The 18,034-nt window shown below is 56.7% G+C and carries 18 protein-coding genes; 7 read left to right on the top strand and 11 right to left on the bottom strand.

Annotation, left to right across the window (positions count from 1 at the left end; genetic code table 11):
- Positions 1-18: 18 nt before the first annotated feature.
- The 3 genes from plsC to AM329_RS22020 all read right to left on the bottom strand — a co-directional run bounded on the left by plsC (position 19) and on the right by AM329_RS22020 (position 3,697).
- Complete coding sequence (plsC, locus tag AM329_RS22030; protein WP_003862497.1) at positions 19-756, bottom strand: 1-acylglycerol-3-phosphate O-acyltransferase; 738 nt, start codon at positions 754-756, stop codon at positions 19-21.
- Between the two features lie 162 nt (positions 757-918).
- Complete coding sequence (gene parC, locus AM329_RS22025) at positions 919-3,177, bottom strand: DNA topoisomerase IV subunit A (RefSeq protein ID WP_022651867.1); 2,259 nt, start codon at positions 3,175-3,177, stop codon at positions 919-921.
- A gap of 118 nt (positions 3,178-3,295) precedes the next feature.
- Positions 3,296-3,697, bottom strand: a complete 402-nt coding sequence (locus AM329_RS22020; RefSeq protein WP_003862501.1) for a YgiW/YdeI family stress tolerance OB fold protein — start codon at positions 3,695-3,697, stop codon at positions 3,296-3,298.
- 139 nt (positions 3,698-3,836) lie between these two features.
- Here AM329_RS22020 and qseB point away from each other — a divergent pair, with 139 nt between their 5' ends.
- From qseB to AM329_RS21990, 6 genes are all read left to right on the top strand, one after another.
- A complete protein-coding gene (qseB, locus tag AM329_RS22015; protein WP_023323747.1) occupies positions 3,837-4,496 on the top strand; it encodes a quorum sensing response regulator transcription factor QseB in 660 nt (219 codons plus the stop codon).
- Complete coding sequence (gene qseC / locus AM329_RS22010) at positions 4,493-5,842, top strand: quorum sensing histidine kinase QseC (RefSeq protein ID WP_032607910.1); 1,350 nt, start codon at positions 4,493-4,495, stop codon at positions 5,840-5,842. Before qseB ends, qseC begins: the two co-directional genes overlap by 4 nt.
- A gap of 103 nt (positions 5,843-5,945) precedes the next feature.
- Positions 5,946-6,527, top strand: a complete 582-nt coding sequence (locus AM329_RS22005) for an NAD(P)H-dependent oxidoreductase (RefSeq protein ID WP_032607911.1) — start codon at positions 5,946-5,948, stop codon at positions 6,525-6,527.
- 30 nt (positions 6,528-6,557) lie between these two features.
- Complete coding sequence (locus tag AM329_RS22000) at positions 6,558-6,872, top strand: putative quinol monooxygenase (protein ID WP_003862506.1); 315 nt, start codon at positions 6,558-6,560, stop codon at positions 6,870-6,872.
- A 152-nt stretch (positions 6,873-7,024) separates the two neighbouring features.
- Positions 7,025-7,465 carry a peptidoglycan-binding protein LysM gene (gene lysM, locus AM329_RS21995; RefSeq protein ID WP_003862507.1) on the top strand — a complete coding sequence of 147 codons (441 nt, stop codon included), beginning with the start codon at positions 7,025-7,027 and terminating at the stop codon, positions 7,463-7,465.
- 39 nt (positions 7,466-7,504) lie between these two features.
- Positions 7,505-8,032 (top strand): hypothetical protein, encoded by a 528-nt coding sequence (locus AM329_RS21990; RefSeq protein ID WP_032607912.1) that lies wholly within the window; start codon positions 7,505-7,507, stop codon positions 8,030-8,032.
- 12 nt (positions 8,033-8,044) lie between these two features.
- On the opposite strand, the gene AM329_RS21985 is transcribed toward AM329_RS21990, so the two are convergent.
- The 3 genes from AM329_RS21985 to AM329_RS21975 are packed head-to-tail and all read right to left on the bottom strand — an operon-like array spanning position 8,045 to position 12,372.
- Positions 8,045-9,232, bottom strand: coding sequence for a glycoside hydrolase family 88 protein (locus AM329_RS21985; protein ID WP_032607914.1), 1,188 nt, complete (start codon positions 9,230-9,232; stop codon positions 8,045-8,047).
- Positions 9,233-9,260: 28 nt separating this feature from the next.
- A complete protein-coding gene (locus AM329_RS21980; protein WP_003862510.1) occupies positions 9,261-10,526 on the bottom strand; it encodes an oligosaccharide MFS transporter in 1,266 nt (421 codons plus the stop codon).
- Between the two features lie 31 nt (positions 10,527-10,557).
- Positions 10,558-12,372 carry a DUF2264 domain-containing protein gene (locus tag AM329_RS21975; RefSeq protein ID WP_032607915.1) on the bottom strand — a complete coding sequence of 605 codons (1,815 nt, stop codon included), beginning with the start codon at positions 12,370-12,372 and terminating at the stop codon, positions 10,558-10,560.
- A gap of 166 nt (positions 12,373-12,538) precedes the next feature.
- Between AM329_RS21975 and AM329_RS21970 the strand changes: the two genes are divergently transcribed.
- Positions 12,539-13,375, top strand: a complete 837-nt coding sequence (locus AM329_RS21970; protein WP_032607916.1) for an AraC family transcriptional regulator — start codon at positions 12,539-12,541, stop codon at positions 13,373-13,375.
- A gap of 101 nt (positions 13,376-13,476) precedes the next feature.
- On the opposite strand, the gene parE is transcribed toward AM329_RS21970, so the two are convergent.
- Genes parE through nudF form a run of 5 tightly spaced genes read right to left on the bottom strand, consistent with a single transcriptional unit; the run spans position 13,477 to position 17,885 of the window.
- Positions 13,477-15,369 carry a DNA topoisomerase IV subunit B gene (parE, locus tag AM329_RS21965; protein ID WP_003862513.1) on the bottom strand — a complete coding sequence of 631 codons (1,893 nt, stop codon included), beginning with the start codon at positions 15,367-15,369 and terminating at the stop codon, positions 13,477-13,479.
- 28 nt (positions 15,370-15,397) lie between these two features.
- Entirely contained in the window at positions 15,398-15,979 is a 582-nt protein-coding gene (yqiA, locus tag AM329_RS21960) for an esterase YqiA (protein ID WP_032607917.1), read from the bottom strand.
- On the bottom strand, positions 15,979-16,806 hold the full coding sequence (gene cpdA, locus AM329_RS21955; protein WP_023314864.1) for a 3',5'-cyclic-AMP phosphodiesterase: 828 nt from the start codon (positions 16,804-16,806) through the stop codon (positions 15,979-15,981). Before cpdA ends, yqiA begins: the two co-directional genes overlap by 1 nt.
- A gap of 27 nt (positions 16,807-16,833) precedes the next feature.
- Entirely contained in the window at positions 16,834-17,256 is a 423-nt protein-coding gene (locus AM329_RS21950) for a DUF1249 family protein (protein ID WP_003862516.1), read from the bottom strand.
- Complete coding sequence (gene nudF, locus AM329_RS21945; RefSeq protein WP_003862517.1) at positions 17,253-17,885, bottom strand: ADP-ribose diphosphatase; 633 nt, start codon at positions 17,883-17,885, stop codon at positions 17,253-17,255. The genes AM329_RS21950 and nudF overlap by 4 nt, the downstream gene beginning before the upstream one ends.
- Positions 17,886-18,034: the final 149 nt, after the last annotated feature.

Raw genomic sequence — 18,034 nt, 5'->3', positions numbered from 1 at the left:
CCCTTACACGACACCGGGTTAAATCTTACCGGCGGCTTCTCGCTCTGCAACTTCTTTATCGAGCTGCGCAATATGCTGAGCCATCAGCTCGCGGCAGTGCGTGGCCAGCTCGCGCACCTGGTCTTTACCGTATTTAGAGGTATCTACCGGCGGCAGCATTTCGACAATGACCAGTCCGTTATTCAGACGGTTAAGATTAATCTTATTCGATGTATTGGAAACACACACGGGAATAATTGGAACGCCAGCCGCAATTGCAGCATGAAACGCGCCGGTCTTGAACGGCAGCAGGCCGCGACCACGGCTGCGCGTCCCTTCCGGGAACATCCAGATGGAAATCCGGCGCTTTTTAAACTGATCCACCACTTCCGCAATGGTGCCATGCGCTTTGGCGCGGTTGTTGCGGTCAATCAGCAAGTTACCGGTGAGCCAGTACAGCTGGCCGAAAAAGGGGATCCACAGCAGGCTTTTTTTGCCCACGGTTACGGTCGGCGGAAGAACAATATTTGAGGCCGTCACCATATCGTAGTTGTTCTGATGGTTAGCGATATAGATGGCGTTACCGAAATTCTCCGCCCCTTCAGGCAGACGCTTTTCAACCTTCAGGCCAAACAGCGGCGCAAGACGACCAAACATGTGGCCAAACGTCGCGACATGCTTTGGGTTACGCGGGCTGAACAGGCAATAAATCGATCCGAAAATACAGACCAGAATGCAATAAATAACGGTAAGAATGAGACGAACAATGTATAGCATAGCGACCTCTGAAGCCCTGACAGCTGACAATTATACTTCACCTGTGGCCAGGTAAGGACTTTATTACGAGCGCGTATTGTTAATCGCAACGCACGAATTAACAACGTTTTTACGGGAAATTTTATGGTAATACCCCCTCCGGAAAGAGGGGGATGAAACAGGTTACTCTTCGCTGTCGTCCGCTTTGCTGCGCGCCGGCGAGTCAATCTCCACGCGGTCGATTCGCTGGAGGCCGCGCATCAGTGAGCCGCGACGTCCGCGCTCACCCACCACCTTCTGCAACTCTTCCGGACGCAGTTTGATTTTACGCTTGCCGACATGAATGGTCAGCGTGCTCTGCGGCGGCAGCAGGAAGAGATGCGCGAGGCTATCTTCGCCTTTTGCCGCTTCCGCTGACGGGATACTGATGATCTTGTTGCCCTTGCCTTTCGACAGCTCCGGCAAATCGCTGACCGGGAACATCAGCATACGTCCGGCAGCGGTGATCGCCAGCAGCATGTCGCTTTCGTTCTCGATGATCAGCGGCGGCATGACGTGTGCGTTATCCGGCAGGCTAATCAGCGCTTTACCGGCACGGTTACGCGACACCAGATCGTTGAAGGTACAGATAAAGCCGTAGCCCGCATCAGACGCCATCAGCAGTTTTTGATCGTCGGCTTCCATCAGCATATGCTCAACCGTGGCACCCGGCGGCAGCGTCAGCTTACCGGTGAGCGGTTCGCCCTGGCCGCGCGCAGACGGCAGCGTGATCGGGTCGATGGCGTAGCTGCGGCCCGTGGAGTCGATAAACGCCACCGGCTGGTTGCTCTTGCCCTTCACCGCCGCCTTGAAGCTATCACCGGATTTGTAGCTCAGACCCGGCGCGTCGATATCGTGGCCTTTGGCGCTACGCACCCAGCCGCTCTGGGAAAGCACAATGGTCACCGGCTCGGACGGCAGCATGTCGTGCTCGTTCATCGCCTTCGCCTCTTCGCGCTCGTGCAGCGGAGAACGTCGGTCGTCGCCAAAGGCGTCGGCATCGGCCTGCAACTCTTTCTTCAGCAGGGTGTTCATCTTGCGCTCGGACGCCAGAATCGCCTGAAGCTGATCGCGCTCTTTTTCCAGCTCGTTCTGCTCGCCTCGGATCTTCATCTCTTCCAGTCTGGCGAGATGGCGCAATTTCAGTTCGAGGATCGCTTCGGCCTGAGTTTCGCTGATGCCAAAGCGCGACATCAGGGCAGGCTTAGGTTCGTCCTCGGTACGAATGATCTCGATCACTTCGTCAATGTTGAGGAACGCCACCAGCAAACCTTCGAGGATATGCAGGCGCTTAAGCACTTTTTCCAGGCGATGGTTCAGACGACGGCGCACCGTATCGCGGCGGAAGGCCAGCCATTCGGTAAGGATCTCCAGCAGGTTTTTCACCGCCGGACGACCGTCCAGACCAATCATGTTCAGGTTGATGCGGTAGCTTTTTTCCAGATCGGTAGTGGCGAACAGGTGGTTCATCACCTGCTCCATGTCCACGCGGTTAGAGCGCGGCACGATCACCAGACGGGTCGGGTTTTCGTGGTCCGATTCGTCGCGCAGGTCGTCCACCATCGGCAGCTTTTTATTGCGCATCTGGGAGGCGATCTGCTCCAGCACCTTCGCACCGGACACCTGGTGCGGCAGCGCGGTGATCACCACGGCACCATCCTCTTTATTCCACACCGCGCGCATGCGCACGGAGCCGCGACCGTTCTGGTAGATTTTGCGGATTTCCGCACGCGAGGTGATGATCTCGGCTTCGGTCGGATAGTCCGGCCCCTGCACGATATCCAGCAGATCGTCCAGCGAGGTTTTTGGCTGCTCAATCAGGGTGATGGCCGCTTTTGCCACTTCACGCAGGTTGTGCGGCGGAATGTCCGTCGCCATGCCCACGGCGATACCGGTCGTGCCGTTCAGCAGGATGTTCGGCAGACGCGCAGGCAGCATTTTCGGCTCCTGCATCGTACCGTCGAAGTTTGGCACCCAGTCGACCGTGCCCTGCCCCAGCTCGCCCAACAGCACTTCGGCATATTTAGACAGGCGAGATTCGGTATAACGCATTGCCGCGAAGGATTTCGGATCGTCCGGCGCCCCCCAGTTCCCCTGGCCATCCACCAGCGGATAGCGATAAGAAAACGGCTGGGCCATCAGCACCATCGCTTCATAGCAGGCGATGTCGCCGTGCGGATGGTATTTACCCAGCACGTCGCCGACGGTACGGGCGGATTTCTTAAACTTGGCGGTAGCGTTCAGCCCCAGTTCGGACATCGCATAGACGATGCGGCGCTGAACGGGCTTCAGGCCATCCCCGATAAACGGCAACGCCCTGTCCATGATGACGTACATGGAGTAGTTCAGGTAGGCATTTTCCGTGAATTCATGTAGCGCGAGGCGCTCTGCCATATCGCTCATTACGTGTGATTCCTCAACTCAGAAACCGAAGGGTTTCAGGCAATATTGCCGCAGATACTACCCTATCTGACGAGTTGAGTCACAAAGAAAAAGGGCCGCTTATGCGGCCCTTTTCGGGTTATTTGTTCAGCTTGATAACCTGCTTCACGTCGATTTCAAACTCGTTCCAGTCTTTATCGATTTTACCCTGGAGTTCGACTTTATCCTGCGGCGTCACCGTCACGCCGTTCCAGCGCTTGTGGTCGATCTCCACCACCACCGTGCCGCTTTCATCGCGGAAGGTGTAACGGTCATCGGACAGGCGCTCGGTAATGTTCCCGCGCAGCTTCACCCAGGCATCGTCCTTCAGGTCTTTCACTTTAGCCGCGGTGGTGAGGTTGGCGTTGTTATCGACAAAGCCACCCTGCTGGGTTTGCGTCTGATTCTGTGTCGCAGATGGGCCAGAGAAGCCACCCTGTGCAGCAAAGACAGGGGCCGTGGTCATCATCATGATGGCAGCAATTGCAGCGAATTTTTTCATCTTTATCTCTCCCTTTAATGTCGTTTCACAATCCATTAAACAGGGTAAACCTTAACAACTTCTTAAGGGGAAAATTTATTTATTTTTACTGTACAGCAGGCGCTTGCAAAAGGTTTACTGACGGCATCAAGGAGGAAATATGCGCATTTTACTGGTAGAAGACGACAAGCTCATTGGCGACGGCATCAAAGCGGGCTTAAGCAAAATGGGCTTTAACGTGGACTGGTTTACCGACGGGAAAACCGGGCAGGCGGCCCTGTACACCGCGCCGTATGATGCCGTGGTGCTGGATCTAACGCTGCCGGAGATCGACGGGCTTGAGATCCTGCGCGCCTGGCGCGAAAGCGGAAAGAGCGAACCGGTGCTGATCCTGACCGCGCGGGATGCGCTGAATCAGCGCGTCGAAGGGTTACGCCTGGGGGCGGATGATTACCTGTGTAAGCCGTTCGCGCTAATTGAAGTGGCGGCCCGTCTGGAAGCGCTGGTACGCCGCAGCCACGGGCAGGCGCGCAGCGAGCTGCGTCACGGCAAGGTCACGCTCGATCCGGCAAGCCTTGTCGCCACGCTGGAGGGCGAAACGCTGGTGCTCAAACCCAAAGAGTTCGCCCTGCTGGAACTGCTGATGCGCAACGCGGGCCGCGTGCTGCCGCGCAAGGCCATCGAGGAGAAGCTCTACAACTGGGATGATGACGTCTCCAGCAACGCTGTCGAAGTCCACGTTCATCATTTACGCCGCAAGCTCGGCAGCGACTTTATCCGCACCGTGCACGGCATCGGTTATACCCTGGGTGACGCATGAAACTGACCCAACGCCTGAGCCTGAAGCTGCGCCTGACGCTCCTCTTTTTGCTGCTGTCCCTGGCGGCCTGGTTTGCCGCAAGCGTGGTGGCCTGGCACCAGACGACCGACAAGCTCGATAAGCTGTTCGATACCCAGCAGATGCTGTTTGCCAAACGGCTGCTGACGATGGACGTGGACGAACTTCGCGCCCCGGAACGCATGCGCGAGGTGCCGAAAAAAGCCAAACACGGCCATCTTGACGACGATGCGCTGGCCTTCGCAATCTTCACCGCCGACGGCAGCATGGTGCTTAACGACGGCGAAAACGGGCGCGACATACCTTACCTCTACCGCCGGGACGGGTTTGATGACGGTCGGTTGCAGGATGACAACGACGAATGGCGTTTCCTGTGGCTGACTTCTCCGGACGGGAAATACCGCGTGGTGGTTGGCCAGGAGTGGGAGTACCGACAGGATATGGCGCTGGACGTGGTCAGCTCGCAGCTGACGCCGTGGCTGGTGGCGCTGCCCATAATGCTGCTGTTGCTGATTGTTCTGCTGAGCCGGGAACTGAAACCGCTGAAAAAGCTGGCGCAGACCCTGCGCTCGCGCTCCCCGGATGCGACCGATACGCTGCCCACCCACGGCGTGCCGACGGAGGTTCGCCCCCTGCTTGATGCGCTTAACCATCTTTTCGCCCGTACGCAGGAGATGATGGCCCGCGAGCGTCGCTTCACCTCGGATGCCGCCCATGAGTTGCGCAGCCCGCTGGCCGCGCTGAAGGTGCAAACCGACGTGGCGCAGCTTTCCCTTGACGATCCCGGGGCGCAGTCTAAAGCGCTGGGGCAATTGCACGCAGGCATCGACCGCGCCTCCCGGCTGGTGGATCAGCTTCTCACCCTGTCGCGCCTGGATTCACTGGATAATCTTGATGACGTCGAACCCGTGATGATGGCCGATTTGCTGCAATCCGCGGTGCTGGATATCTGGCATCCGGCGCAGCAGGCGGGCATTGATGTTCGGCTCAACGCTAATGCGCCCGAGGTGATGCGTCACGGACAGCCGCTACTGCTGAGCCTTCTGGCGCGTAACCTGCTGGACAACGCCGTTCGTTACAGCCCGCGCGGCAGCGTGGTGGACGTGACGCTGAACACCCAAAGCTTTACCGTGCGCGACAACGGCCCGGGCATTTCAACCGATGCGCTGACGCGTCTCGGCGAGCGCTTTTATCGTCCACCGGGCCAGGACGCCACCGGCAGCGGTCTGGGGTTGTCTATCGTCAAGCGTATCGCGGCGTTGCACGGGATGCGCGTCTCGCTGGGCAATGCGCCGGAAGGGGGTTTTGCGGTGACCGTCAGCTGGTAAGATTATTGCGCTGAGCGCAAAAGACTTTGCACATTTTGCTTATTTTTCCGCTCCGTCCTCGCGCGTAGAATACCCGGCATACTCTCATCATCGAGGACAAATAATGAGCAACATTCTGATTATCAACGGCGCGAAAGAATTTGCGCACTCTAAAGGCCAGCTGAATGACACCCTGACCGAGGTCGCGGATGGTTTCCTGCGCGACGCCGGACATGATGTTAAGGTCGTGCGCGCGGACAGCGATTACGACGTGAAGGCCGAAGTGCAGAACTTCCTGTGGGCCGACGTGGTGATCTGGCAGATGCCGGGCTGGTGGATGGGCGCACCGTGGACCGTGAAAAAATACATGGACGATGTGTTTACCGAAGGTCACGGTTCGCTGTATGCCAGCGACGGCCGCACCCGTTCAGATGCGTCTAAAAAATACGGTTCCGGCGGTCTGATTCAGGGCAAAAAATATATGCTCTCCCTGACCTGGAACGCGCCGCTGGAAGCGTTCACCGAGAAAGATCAGTTCTTCGAAGGCGTGGGCGTAGACGGCGCGTATCTGCCGTTCCACAAGGCGAATCAGTTCCTGGGTATGGAGCCGCTGCCGACCTTTATCGTCAACGACGTAATTAAAATGCCGGACGTCCCGCGCTATATCGCAGAATATCGCAAGCATCTCGCGGAAATTTTTGCTTAACTGGTAGCCTGGAATTAGAAGGAGTTAATTATGCTTACCGTTATTGCTGAAATCCGTACGCGTCCTGGCCAACATCACCGCCAGGCAGTACTGGATGAGTTCGCGAAGATCATCCCGACCGTACTGAAAGAAGAAGGCTGCCACGGCTACGCGCCGATGGTAGACGCCGCCACCAGCGCAAGCTTCCAGGCGACCGCGCCAGACTCTATCATCATGGTGGAGCAGTGGGAAACCGTCGCGCACCTTGAAGCCCATTTGCAGACCGCGCATATGAAAGCGTGGAGCGACGCGGTGAAAGGGGACGTTCTGGAAACCCACATCCGTATTCTGGAGCAAGGGGTTTAAGTTCTGTGAAATTTGCCGGGTGGCACTACGTTTACCCGGCCTACAACTTTCCCCCGCAGGCCCGGTAAGCGTTAACGCCACCGGGCTTTTTTTATCACCTTACCGCTCAACTGCTATGCTTATTCTGACTTCATGTTTAACAGGAGGATGGAATGGGTCTTTTTAACTTCGTGAAAGAAGCAGGCGAAAAGCTTTGGGACAACCTGACCGATCATAAGGGTCAGAGCGACAAAATCACCGAGCACCTCAAGAAACTCAACATTCCCGGTTCCGATAAAGTTCAGGTTAACGTCACCGATGGCAAGGCCAGCGTAACGGGCGACGGGCTAACGCAGGAGCAGAAAGAAAAAATCCAGGTCGCCGTCGGCAACATCGCGGGCGTCAGCGAGGTGGAGAACAATATCACCGCGACAGACGCCAAAGATGAAGCAACCTACTATACGGTGAAATCCGGCGATACCCTGAGCGCCATCTCTAAAACCGTGTACGGCGATGCCAATCAGTACAACAAGATCTTTGAGGCGAACCGCCCGATGCTCTCCAGCCCGGATAAAATTTATCCCGGCCAGACGCTGCGTATTCCTAAGGCATAACGTCTGAGGCTATTGGTTCACGTCGCGCAGAGGAACAGCATGAAAATCGCTTGTCTTGGCTGGGGCTCGTTAATCTGGAAAAGCGGCGCGCTACCGGTAGCCGGTGAGTGGCAAACCGACGGGCCTTCTTTGCCCGTCGAGTTCTGTCGGGTCAGTGATGGCGGTGAACTGGCGACCGCCATCTGTATGAATGCCCCTGCCGTGCCGGTGCTTTGGGCATGGCTGGAGGCCACAACGTTGAGCGTGGCCTGCCGCGCTTTGCGTGAGCGCGAAGCCATTCCCGAGGATCGCTGCGATGGCATTGGCTCGTTGCTAATCACCGGACGCGACACGGGTATCCTGACAACATGGGCCAGGGAGAAAGGTATTGAAGCGATCATCTGGACCGGGCTTCCGCCGAGAAGCGCGTCGCAGGAAGGCAGGGTTCCTGCCGTGGACGAGGCCATCGCTTATCTCGACGGCCTCAGCGGACAGACCCGCAGCCATGCGCGGGACTATATTTGCCGCGTGCCTGCCCAGCTTGATACGCCCTACCGGCGCGCCATTAAAGAGGTGCTTGGGTGGTGATACCGCTGCCCGTTACCAGTACAGCTTCCAGCTCTGTGTGAAGCGCACCAGCGCCTCGACGTAGAAGTAATCGCCCCAGCTCGCGCACTCATCCACGCCTTTATTGCTCGCCAGGTGATACACAGAGTGCTTAAGCAGCCCGTTGCCCTTCTCTTCTTTACCCATCAGATAGTGCTTTGTCAGCGAGGACATAATCCCTTTCGCCCATTCGAGGTAACGTTCGCGATCCGGATCTGTGACCGGCAGATGTTTCACCAGCTCCAGCAGTCCACACACCGCAATTGCCGCCGAGGAAGAGTCACGCAGCGCGTCGGTGCCCACCAGCGCCAGATCCCAGTGGCAGACGTAGTCTTCCGGCAGGCGATTGAGGAAGTAGTTCGCCAGCCGTTTTGACAGAGCGATCATCGTCTCGTCGCCGGTATAGATATAGCTCAGCAGGAAACCGTAAATGCCCCAAGCCTGCCCGCGCGACCAGCAGGAGTCGTCGGCGTAGCCCTGCTGGGTGTTGCCGTAGCGCGGTGCGCCGGTTGCCACATCCATATAGTAGGTGTGGAAGGTGGAGGCATCGTCACGAATGAGATACGTCGCCGCCTGCATGACGTGCGCTTTTGCGGCGTCGGCAAAGCGCGGATCGCCCGTCTGCTCTGTTGCCCAGTAGAGCAGCGGCAGGTTCATGTTGCAGTCGATGATCATTCGCCCGGCCTGCTCCGGATCGGAGAGATCGCCCCACGCCTGGATGATCTTCGCCTTCTCGTGGAAGCGTTCCAGCAGGGCTTCCGCCGCCAGCAGCGAGAAGCCGCGCGCCTCGCGGTTTCCGGTCAGCCGCCACGCGGCTACGCAGGAGAGCGTGTAAAGGAAGCCTAAATCGTGGGTATTGGTGTCGTTGCGCCCGGCGATGCGCAGGCCAAACGAGCGCACGTGTTTTTCCGCCATCGCACGGAATTTTTCCTCGCCGCTCATCTCCCACGCCAGCCACAGCTGCCCGGTCCAGAAGCTGGTGGTCCACTCCACGTTGTCAGTCAGCGGATAAAAACCTTTCTGGCAGGTTTCCGCCGGGAATTTGTCGCCGAACTCCGTTAAATGACGGCTAATCAGGTCCAGAACGTGGCTGCGCGCCGAATTCAGTTCATCGCTGAATGTGCGGGAGTCAACGGGCGCAGCGATAACAGGCAGACGTTCTTCTTTGATACGACTTAACATATTTCGGTTCCTTCTTTGACGGCGTAATTTATCGTGTTGACGTTTCTGCTACATTCAGCGCACGAGCCCCGCGCCATTTGCTCTGACAGGCGGATAACGTAAAAGCAGAAATAAGGGTAAAGGTCAGCGCCGTTGCGCCCATGATGATATAGGTGTGCTCAAAGCCAATACGGTCATACATATAGCCGGCAGGGGAAGAGACCACCACGTTGCCAACGTAGAGCATCGCCTGATAGCCGAGTAAATACATGGTGGCATTGACGCGCTTGTCGAAATGCTCGGCGATATATTTAAATACCGACACCAGCAGGAGACAAATTTCCAGACCGTACAGCGGCTTAAGCACTGAAATTAACAGGTGAGAATCACACATGCCGGAAATAATCAGACGCGCCCCGACCACCAGCCCGACAATTAATAGCCCGCGTTTGGCGCCAATAAAGTTCACAAACAGCGGGATCACCATATACATGACGAACTCCATGCCCGACTGCACGGTCCCGAGATAACCGAATACCGCGTTGCCCTGGTGAATATCGTCGAAGAAGGTGACGAAATAGCGCGAGAACTGCTGCTCGGCGATAAACATCATCCACGCCACGCCCGCCACGTACAGGCAGAAGGCCCAGAATTTGCGGTTTCGCAGCAGGGCGTAAACGTCTGACGGGGCGATTTTCTCTTTCGTCAGCACCTCGCCTGCGTGAGCGGAGTTAGTGTTCACTTTCAGGCTCAGCAGGACAATCAGCATCACCACTGACGCCACGCTGCCGAGAATAAAGTTATACGCCGGTGAGAGGTTAAACAGCAGGCCGGAGAAGGACGATGCCACCGCCCAGCCGAGCGAACCCCACATGCGAATTTGCCCGAACTCCATGCCGTTTAAGCGGCTAAAGCGGTCGGAATAGGATTCACACGCCGCCACGCCCGCGTACCAGGCAAAGCTTAAATAGAGCGCGCCGATAATAATCCCGAGCAGGGTATTAGACATTAACAGCGGCTGGTAAACATAAATAAAGAATGGCGCCATCAGGGCCGACATGATCACCACAAAATAGAGCAGATATTTGCTCATGCCGATCTTATCGAGAATATAGCCGTAGATCGGTTTAAGAATTACGGAGAATATCCCGTTCACCGCAAAGACGGTTCCAATCACCGATCCGCTCAGGTTGGCTTTCTGACCGAGCCAGATCGCCAGCAGACCAATACTGGCAGACCAGGTAAAGAAATAGAGAAAGATAAAGCTGCTGATTTTGTAATATTCAGTTCTGTTGGTTGTCGATGTGCTTTTCATATCATCCTCGCCGGGGTGTAGGGCCAGATTTTTATAATGTGAACGACAGCTTACGTTCGCTTCCGGGTTCGCTAATAACGACCTGGTTATGGGTTATATTCAGTTGTGGCGTCGCCGCAGCAGGCTGTCTTCCGCCAGCCAGGACGGCGCAACAGAGCCAGCTTTCCCCTTGCGGGAGGTCAGCTTTTAACAGCGGAATGGAGGCGCACTCCGCAAACATAATGCTGCTGTTCGGCGGCGTGACGATGCTGTCTGGCTGGCGCTGAATGATCGCCGAAAGATCGACAATGACGCTGCTGCCGTTTTCAGCCAACAGATAACAACCGCGTTCGCGCACCTGGTGGGCGGTTTTCATCACCGCAAAGCCGCCCTCGACGGTTTGCAGAGTGCGCGTGCTGTTGATACGGTGCAGGCGCAGGTGCCACTCCCCGAACGGGATCTGCCAGGTCGCAATCTGCACGTCGCGCCACGGCGACCAGCGCGAGAAAATGTAATTTTCATCCACCCGAACCTCTTCGCACTCGCGACGACCGCGGAAATAGTCATCTCCGTCCGCCAGCAGCAGCATGGAATCGCAGGCGGCATGCTTCAGGCCAAAACGCCCGCGCTCAAGGGTGAATCCGAAGCGGCTGGAGTAGGCAAATTTGGTGTATTTCGCTTCGGTGTTGACGTAGTTGTTCAGTTCCAGCTGACCGGCGGTGAGCATGACGACGTGCTGCGAATCTTTCGAATGCATCAGGATCTGCTGCGCATGCGGAATCACATGTTTTTCAGCAAGCGCGGGCAGCGGTTGTTCTTCCGCCTGCCAGAACGGGTGTGCTTCCGGCAGCGCCAGGATCAGATAGGTTTTCAGCGCCCAGTACGGTGAACCGGGGGAGTTGTAATCCTCGCACATCGCCAGGTTCGGATACGCAAACCCCAGGGTGAGAATGCCGTCGCGATCGACAATCGACTGCTGCTGCCACCAGCGCAGATGCCGCAGCACAATGCCTTTCACGATGCCCGGGGTGAAGACGTCCAGCTGAGAAAAGGCCACCGCGCTCCAGAAGGCAACCATGGCAAAGCGGTAGGTCAGGCTGCGGCCAAACGGCACCGAGGCGCCATCGGCGGCGGACCAGTAGATAAAGTCTTCCGCGAAGAGGCGCGAGCGCTCGCGCAGCACATTCGCCCTCGCCTCGTCGTTACTCAGGGTGGCGTAAATCAGGCCGTAGAAATGGAAAGCCATGGAGATGTAGTAATCTTTCGGGCGGCCGGGACCGTCGGAATACCAGCCGTCGCCGAGGTAGTAGGCGTCCATCAGCGCAAAGCGGTGGTCAATGGCGTCCTGATCGTACGGCAGGCCGGCGCGCTTAAAGCCTAGCTGAACCATAATGGCAAAATAGTTCCAGTTGCTGTCCGGCATCTGCGCGTCGGTGATTTGGTTGAGCCACGCGTGCAGGTTCATCACCTCGCGACCGGTAAAGTGCGCGGTGAGTTTATCTCCCAGCAGAGCGAGCCCCAGACCGTAGGCCGCCATCTCCACCAGACGCTGATCGTACGGGCCGGTTTCACCCCAGTAACCGCTGCTTTGCGGGTCGGTACCAAGCTTAATGGCAGTAAGGTACTTCTCGCTGAACGGCGTGCTTTCGCCGGACGCCATCAGCGGAAACAGCCCCCACAGCGCGCGGGAAAGTCCCTCCATCTGCGCAATATCTGCTGTGTAATGGGCGCAGGTGTCGCCCAGCGGGAATCGTGAACGGTTCGCCGGAAATTGCGTGTCCAGCGCCTGTAAAAGTGCATTCAACGACGCCACTACCTCCTGGCGTGAAGACAACGGATTTGATTTTTCTTTGTTTGCCGCCCACATCGGTTCGCCCTCGTAATCAACTGCGGCAAAGCATAGTGAATCCGCAAGGTGCAGAAATGTTAGCCGTGTCACAGGCATGAACGATGAATAAACCTCCAGTTGAGAAAATTTAAAAAGGAGGTTTATAAAGACGATCAGACGGGAAAAAGTTGAGTTTTATTGCACTATGCACGACACGCCGACAACCGACCTTCTGGAACTGATCGCCCTGAACGATACCGTGGCCTCGTTCAGCCGCCTGTTTGCCAATACGGTGCGCTACCATCACTGGCATCAGTGTCTGGAGATCCTCTATGTGGAAGAGGGCTTTGGCGTGGCGATTGTCGATAATCGTCACTACACCATGCGCCCCGGACGACTGTTTTTCTTCCCGCCTTTTACGCTGCACAAGGTCATGGTGGACGAACAGGCGGAGGCAATTTACCGCCGCACCATTATTCATCTCGACCAGCACGCGGTGCTGAAGATCCTGCGGGATTTTCCCCAGACCCGGCAGCGCCTGGAGCAGCTGTCACGCCGTGGCGGCGAAGCGTGGGTCGCCGATTTAGCCCACTGTCACCACCATATCGACCATCTGTTTAGCTGCTATAAACCGCCGATGAACGGCGAGAGCATCGCCAGCCTGCTGATCGGCCTGTTCGCGATGCTGCCCGACGATCGCGACGGCGAGCCGGGCAACAGCCAGGGGATCGCCAGCCAGGTCATGATCTGGCTCGACGAGCATTATCAGGAGAAATTTCGTCTGGATGCGCTGGCTGCAGAGCTGGGTAAATCGCGCAGTTACGTATCGCGAAGATTCCATGCGGAAACAGGCGAAAAAATTCACGACTACCTGAACACGCTAAGGTTGCGTAAGGCGTGCGAGTGTTTACTCCACACTGATTCGAGCGTGCGTGACATTGCCGCACAGGCGGGATTTTCCGACGTGACGTGGTTTATCAGCGCGTTTAAAAAGGGGATTGGCGAGACGCCGTTGCAGTACCGGAAAAACCATTCATCGTGATGAGCTGCATTTCTTGTCCGGCGGCGCTACGCTTGCACGGGCCTACGGGTTAAGTAGGCCGGGTAAGGCGCAGCCGCCACCCGGCAAAAAGACAGCGTGTATCAGGCCTCTATATCCGCCATGTCGCCTTTCTCCTGTAGCCAGTTACGTCGATCTTCAGAACGTTTCTTGGCCAGCAGCATGTCCATCACGGCGTTAGTTTGCTGTTCATCTTCATCGCTGATGGTCAGCTGCACCAGACGGCGGGTATTCGGATCCAGCGTGGTTTCACGCAGCTGCATCGGGTTCATCTCACCCAGCCCCTTAAAGCGCTGAACGTTCGGTTTGCCCTTCTTGCGCTTAAGCTGTTCCAGCACGCCCGCTTTCTCTTCTTCCGTCAGTGCATAGTAAACTTCTTTGCCGAGGTCGATTCGGTACAGCGGCGGCAGCGCCACGTGGACGTGACCGTTTTTCACCAGCGCGCGGAAATGCTTCACAAACAGCGCACAGAGCAGCGTGGCGATGTGCAGGCCATCGGAGTCCGCATCCGCGAGAATGCAGATCTTGCCGTAGCGCAACTGGCTCAGATCGTCGCTGTCCGGATCGATACCGATCGCAACCGAGATGTCGTGTACTTCCTGCGAGGCCAGCACTTCATCAGACGAGACCTCCCAGGTGTTGAGGATCTTACCCTTGAGCGGCATGATCGCCTGATATTCACGATCCCGCGCCTGCTTGGCCGATCCGCCTGCCGAGTCTCCTTCCACCAGGAACAGCTCGGTGCGGTTGAGATCCTGCGCGGTACAGTCCGCCAGCTTGCCCGGCAGCGCGGGGCCGCTGGTCAGCTTTTTACGCACCACTTTCTTCGCCGCGCGCAGACGACGCTGGGCACTGGAGATCGCCATTTCAGCCAGCATTTCCGCGGCCTGAACGTTCTGGTTCAGCCACAGGGTAAAGGCATCTTTCACCACGCCGGAGACGAACGCCGCACACTGGCGTGACGACAGGCGCTCTTTAGTCTGACCGGCAAACTGCGGATCCTGCATTTTCACGGAAAGCACGTAGGCGCAGCGATCCCAGATATCTTCCGCCGACAGCTTCACGCCGCGCGGCAGAATGTTGCGGTATTCGCAGAACTCGCGCATCGCATCCAGCAGCCCCTGACGCAGGCCGTTGACGTGGGTCCCGCCGAGCATAGTGGGGATCAGGTTAACGTAGCTTTCGGTCAGCAGCTCGCCGCCTTCCGGCAGCCATAGCAGCGCCCAGTCCACCGCTTCAGTATCGCCTTCGAAATTCCCGACGAACGGTTTTTCCGGCAGGGTTGGCAGGCCGTTAACCGCTTCGCACAGGTAGTCGTTCAGACCATCGGCGTAGCACCAGGTTTGTTCGGTATTATTAACGTGGTCTTTAAAGGTGATTTCCACGCCCGGGCACAGCACCGCTTTGGCTTTCAGCAGGTGCGTCAGGCGGGAAACAGAAAAGCGTGGGCTGTCGAAGAAGCTTTCGTCAGGCCAGAAGTGGACGCTGGTGCCGGTGTTGCGTTTACCGCACGTCCCGACGACCTGCAAATCCTGCACTTTTTCGCCGTTTTCAAACGCGATGTTATACACCTGGCCGTCGCGACGGACGTTCACTTCCACGCGCTTTGACAGGGCGTTAACCACGGAGATCCCCACGCCGTGCAAGCCGCCGGAGAACTGGTAGTTTTTGTTGGAGAACTTACCGCCCGCGTGCAGACGACAGAGGATCAGCTCAACGGCGGGAACACCCTCTTCCGGGTGGATATCTACCGGCATGCCGCGGCCGTCGTCGATGACTTCCAGAGACTGATCGGCGTGCAGGATAACGTCCACGCGTTTGGCATGGCCTGCCAGCGCTTCGTCCACACTGTTATCAATTACTTCCTGGCCCAGGTGGTTTGGGCGCGTCGTATCGGTGTACATCCCCGGGCGGCGGCGAACCGGCTCAAGCCCGGTGAGTACCTCAATGGCATCAGCGTTATAGGTTTGCGTCATGATTTAAGCTAGCAATTCGCATTGATTGTCAGTGGCTGTGCAGTCCAAGAAAATCGACAATCTGGGTGAAATGATCTTCAAAGCCCGTGAAAGCATGGTTACCGCCCTCTTCTACAGTCTGGCGGCAGGATGCGTAATACGCCACTGCCTGGCGGTAATCCAGCACTTCATCTCCCGTCTGTTGCAGCAGCCAGATAAGATCGGGCGCTTCAAGCGGGTCGACCTGCATAACTTTGAGATCGTAAATATGGCGTGACTCTAGCACATATTGTTGGCCGGTGTAGGGGTTCTCGTTTTCGCCAAGAAAGTCCCTTAACATCTCAAATGGCCGGACCGCCGGGTTGACGACGACAGCGGGCAACATAAAGCACTGCGACAGCCAGGTGGCGTAGTAGCCGCCGAGCGACGACCCGACAACGCCAAACGATTCGCCGCCGTGTTCCAGCACTAGCGATTCCAGCATCTCTGCCGCATCCGCCGGATAAGGGGGCAACTGCGGAATAATCATCTCCACGTGGGGATGATGCGCGCTCAGCCACTGGCGAAGCTGCGTCGCTTTCGCCGAACGCGGTGAGCTGTTAAACCCATGCAGATAGAGAAGCGTCGACATCAATAGCCTTCCGAAGCGGTATCCGGGCGGAATTGTGCCCCGGCCAGACGGCAAACTTCGGTGGTCAGCGAGCCATCGGCATGCAGCTCCAGCCAGCGCCAGCCCGGTGCGATGGTATCCAGCGTAAAGTTGGCGCAGTGCGGCTTAAACTGCACGCAGGTAGAGGGCGTCGCGAGCAGACGTCGACCGTTCCAGTCGAGATCCTGTTCCTGGTGAATATGACCGCACAGCAAATTTTTTACGCGCGGGAATTTCGCCAGCACGCCGTCCAGCGCCGCAGAGTTGCGTAAGCTGTGCTGATCGAGCCAGCTACAGCCCGCCGGCAGCGGGTGATGATGCAGTAACAGCAACGTATTGCGATTCGGTTCGGCGGCCAGTTTTGTCTCCAGCCAGTCAAGCTGATAGTCGCTCAACTCACCGTGCGGAACGCCAAACACCTGACTGTCGAGGAGCAGAATTTGCCACTGGTCCCCCGCAAAGACACATTTTGCCGGTGAAATCCCCGCATCCTGAAGCGAACTGTACATCGCGGGCTGAAAATCGTGATTGCCCGGCAGCCAGACGCAAGGCACGCTAAAGCTCGCAATCCCTTCAGCAAAATGCTGATAGGCTGCGGAGGATTGATCCTGCGCCAGATCGCCCGTCGCGACGATCAGATCGCATGGCCGCTTTTCAGCATGGATCGCGTCAAGAACCGCCTGATAACTCTCCCAGGTGTTCACGCCCAGAAGCGTCTCATGCTTTTCGGCAAAAAGGTGGGTGTCGGTGATTTGTAATATCCTGACTGGCGCCCCACCAGCAACAGTCAGGTTCAACAGGCTTTCCAAATGGTGTCCTTAGGTAGGTTTATGACGCTAACAAACCGGAATCGCCATTGCTCCATGTGCTAAACAATATCTTAGCCAGTCGGCTAAAAACTGGTTAATTTGATGCTTTTCGTCGCGTTGATGCAACTTTTTATTCGGATAATCATACCGCGCTTTAAAGCGAAAGATCTGCTGGCTTGAACACACTTCAGCGACCATCGCGTCATGATAAAGACGTACCGTCATCGACGGCAGGCTCCAGTAGCTGATGCTCGGCGCCGTTTGCTCAATCTCCACCAGCGTAGTGTAGCGCGTTGATTCTGTTATCGTTAACCGATACTGCGCGTTGCTCACCTGATAGCTCACCGTTTCGCCGGGCGCGTCGTTTCGCGGCAGCAGGCGGCGCAGCTGGGCGAAATTGGTTTCGCACAGGCGCATCATTTCTGGGAAGTCAGGTGTATAACGCTTCATTTTTTCCACTCGTGTCGTAATGTCTGATAATGCAGCTGTAGCCATTGCAGAGCGATGACAGACGCTGCGTTGTCGATTTTCCCCTCTTCTACCCACTGGTAAGCCAGCTCCCGACTCACCACATGAACCCGAATATCTTCGTTTTCATCTGCCAGACCATGGATCCCTTCCGCTGTCGTGGCGTCCACTTCGCCCACCATAATAGATGAACGTTCCGTTGTCCCACCCGGGCTTGCCAGGTAGCTCAACACCGGCTTCGTCCGGCCAACCACCAGGCCCGCCTCTTCCAGCGCCTCGCGGCGAGCGACGTCTTCGACCGACTCACCTTCTTCGATCATCCCGGCCACCATCTCCAGCAACCACGGCGTTTCGCTTGTATCATAAGCCGCAATACGCACCTGCTCGACCAGCACAACTTCGTCACGCACTGGGTCATAGGGTAGCAACACAGCCGCATGCCCGCGCTCAAAAATTTCGCGTTTGATTTCACCGCTCATCTCACCGTTAAACAGACGATGCCTGAAACGGTAAAGTTCCATTGAAAAAAAACCGCTATAAAGCGTTTCTCGTGCAATAATTTCTACATCGTTTTTGGCGAAGGTGACAGGCACGTTTTCTGGTTTTTGCATCGGTCGAGTCCTGGTAGCAATGGTGATGAAATTGTGAATTTCAAGGCTGTTTGGCTGCCGTTTGTATGGCTATATGGTAGATTGGAGCAAATTACCGCCAGATGGCACGTTACGCCAACCTTTTGGTGTGGATGATTCTGTTAGAATCG

The organism is Enterobacter cloacae complex sp. AR_0002 (genome assembly GCF_001922365.1).
Lineage (GTDB): Bacteria > Pseudomonadota > Gammaproteobacteria > Enterobacterales > Enterobacteriaceae > Enterobacter > Enterobacter hormaechei_C.
This window is presented reverse-complemented; position numbering and strand designations above follow the sequence as displayed.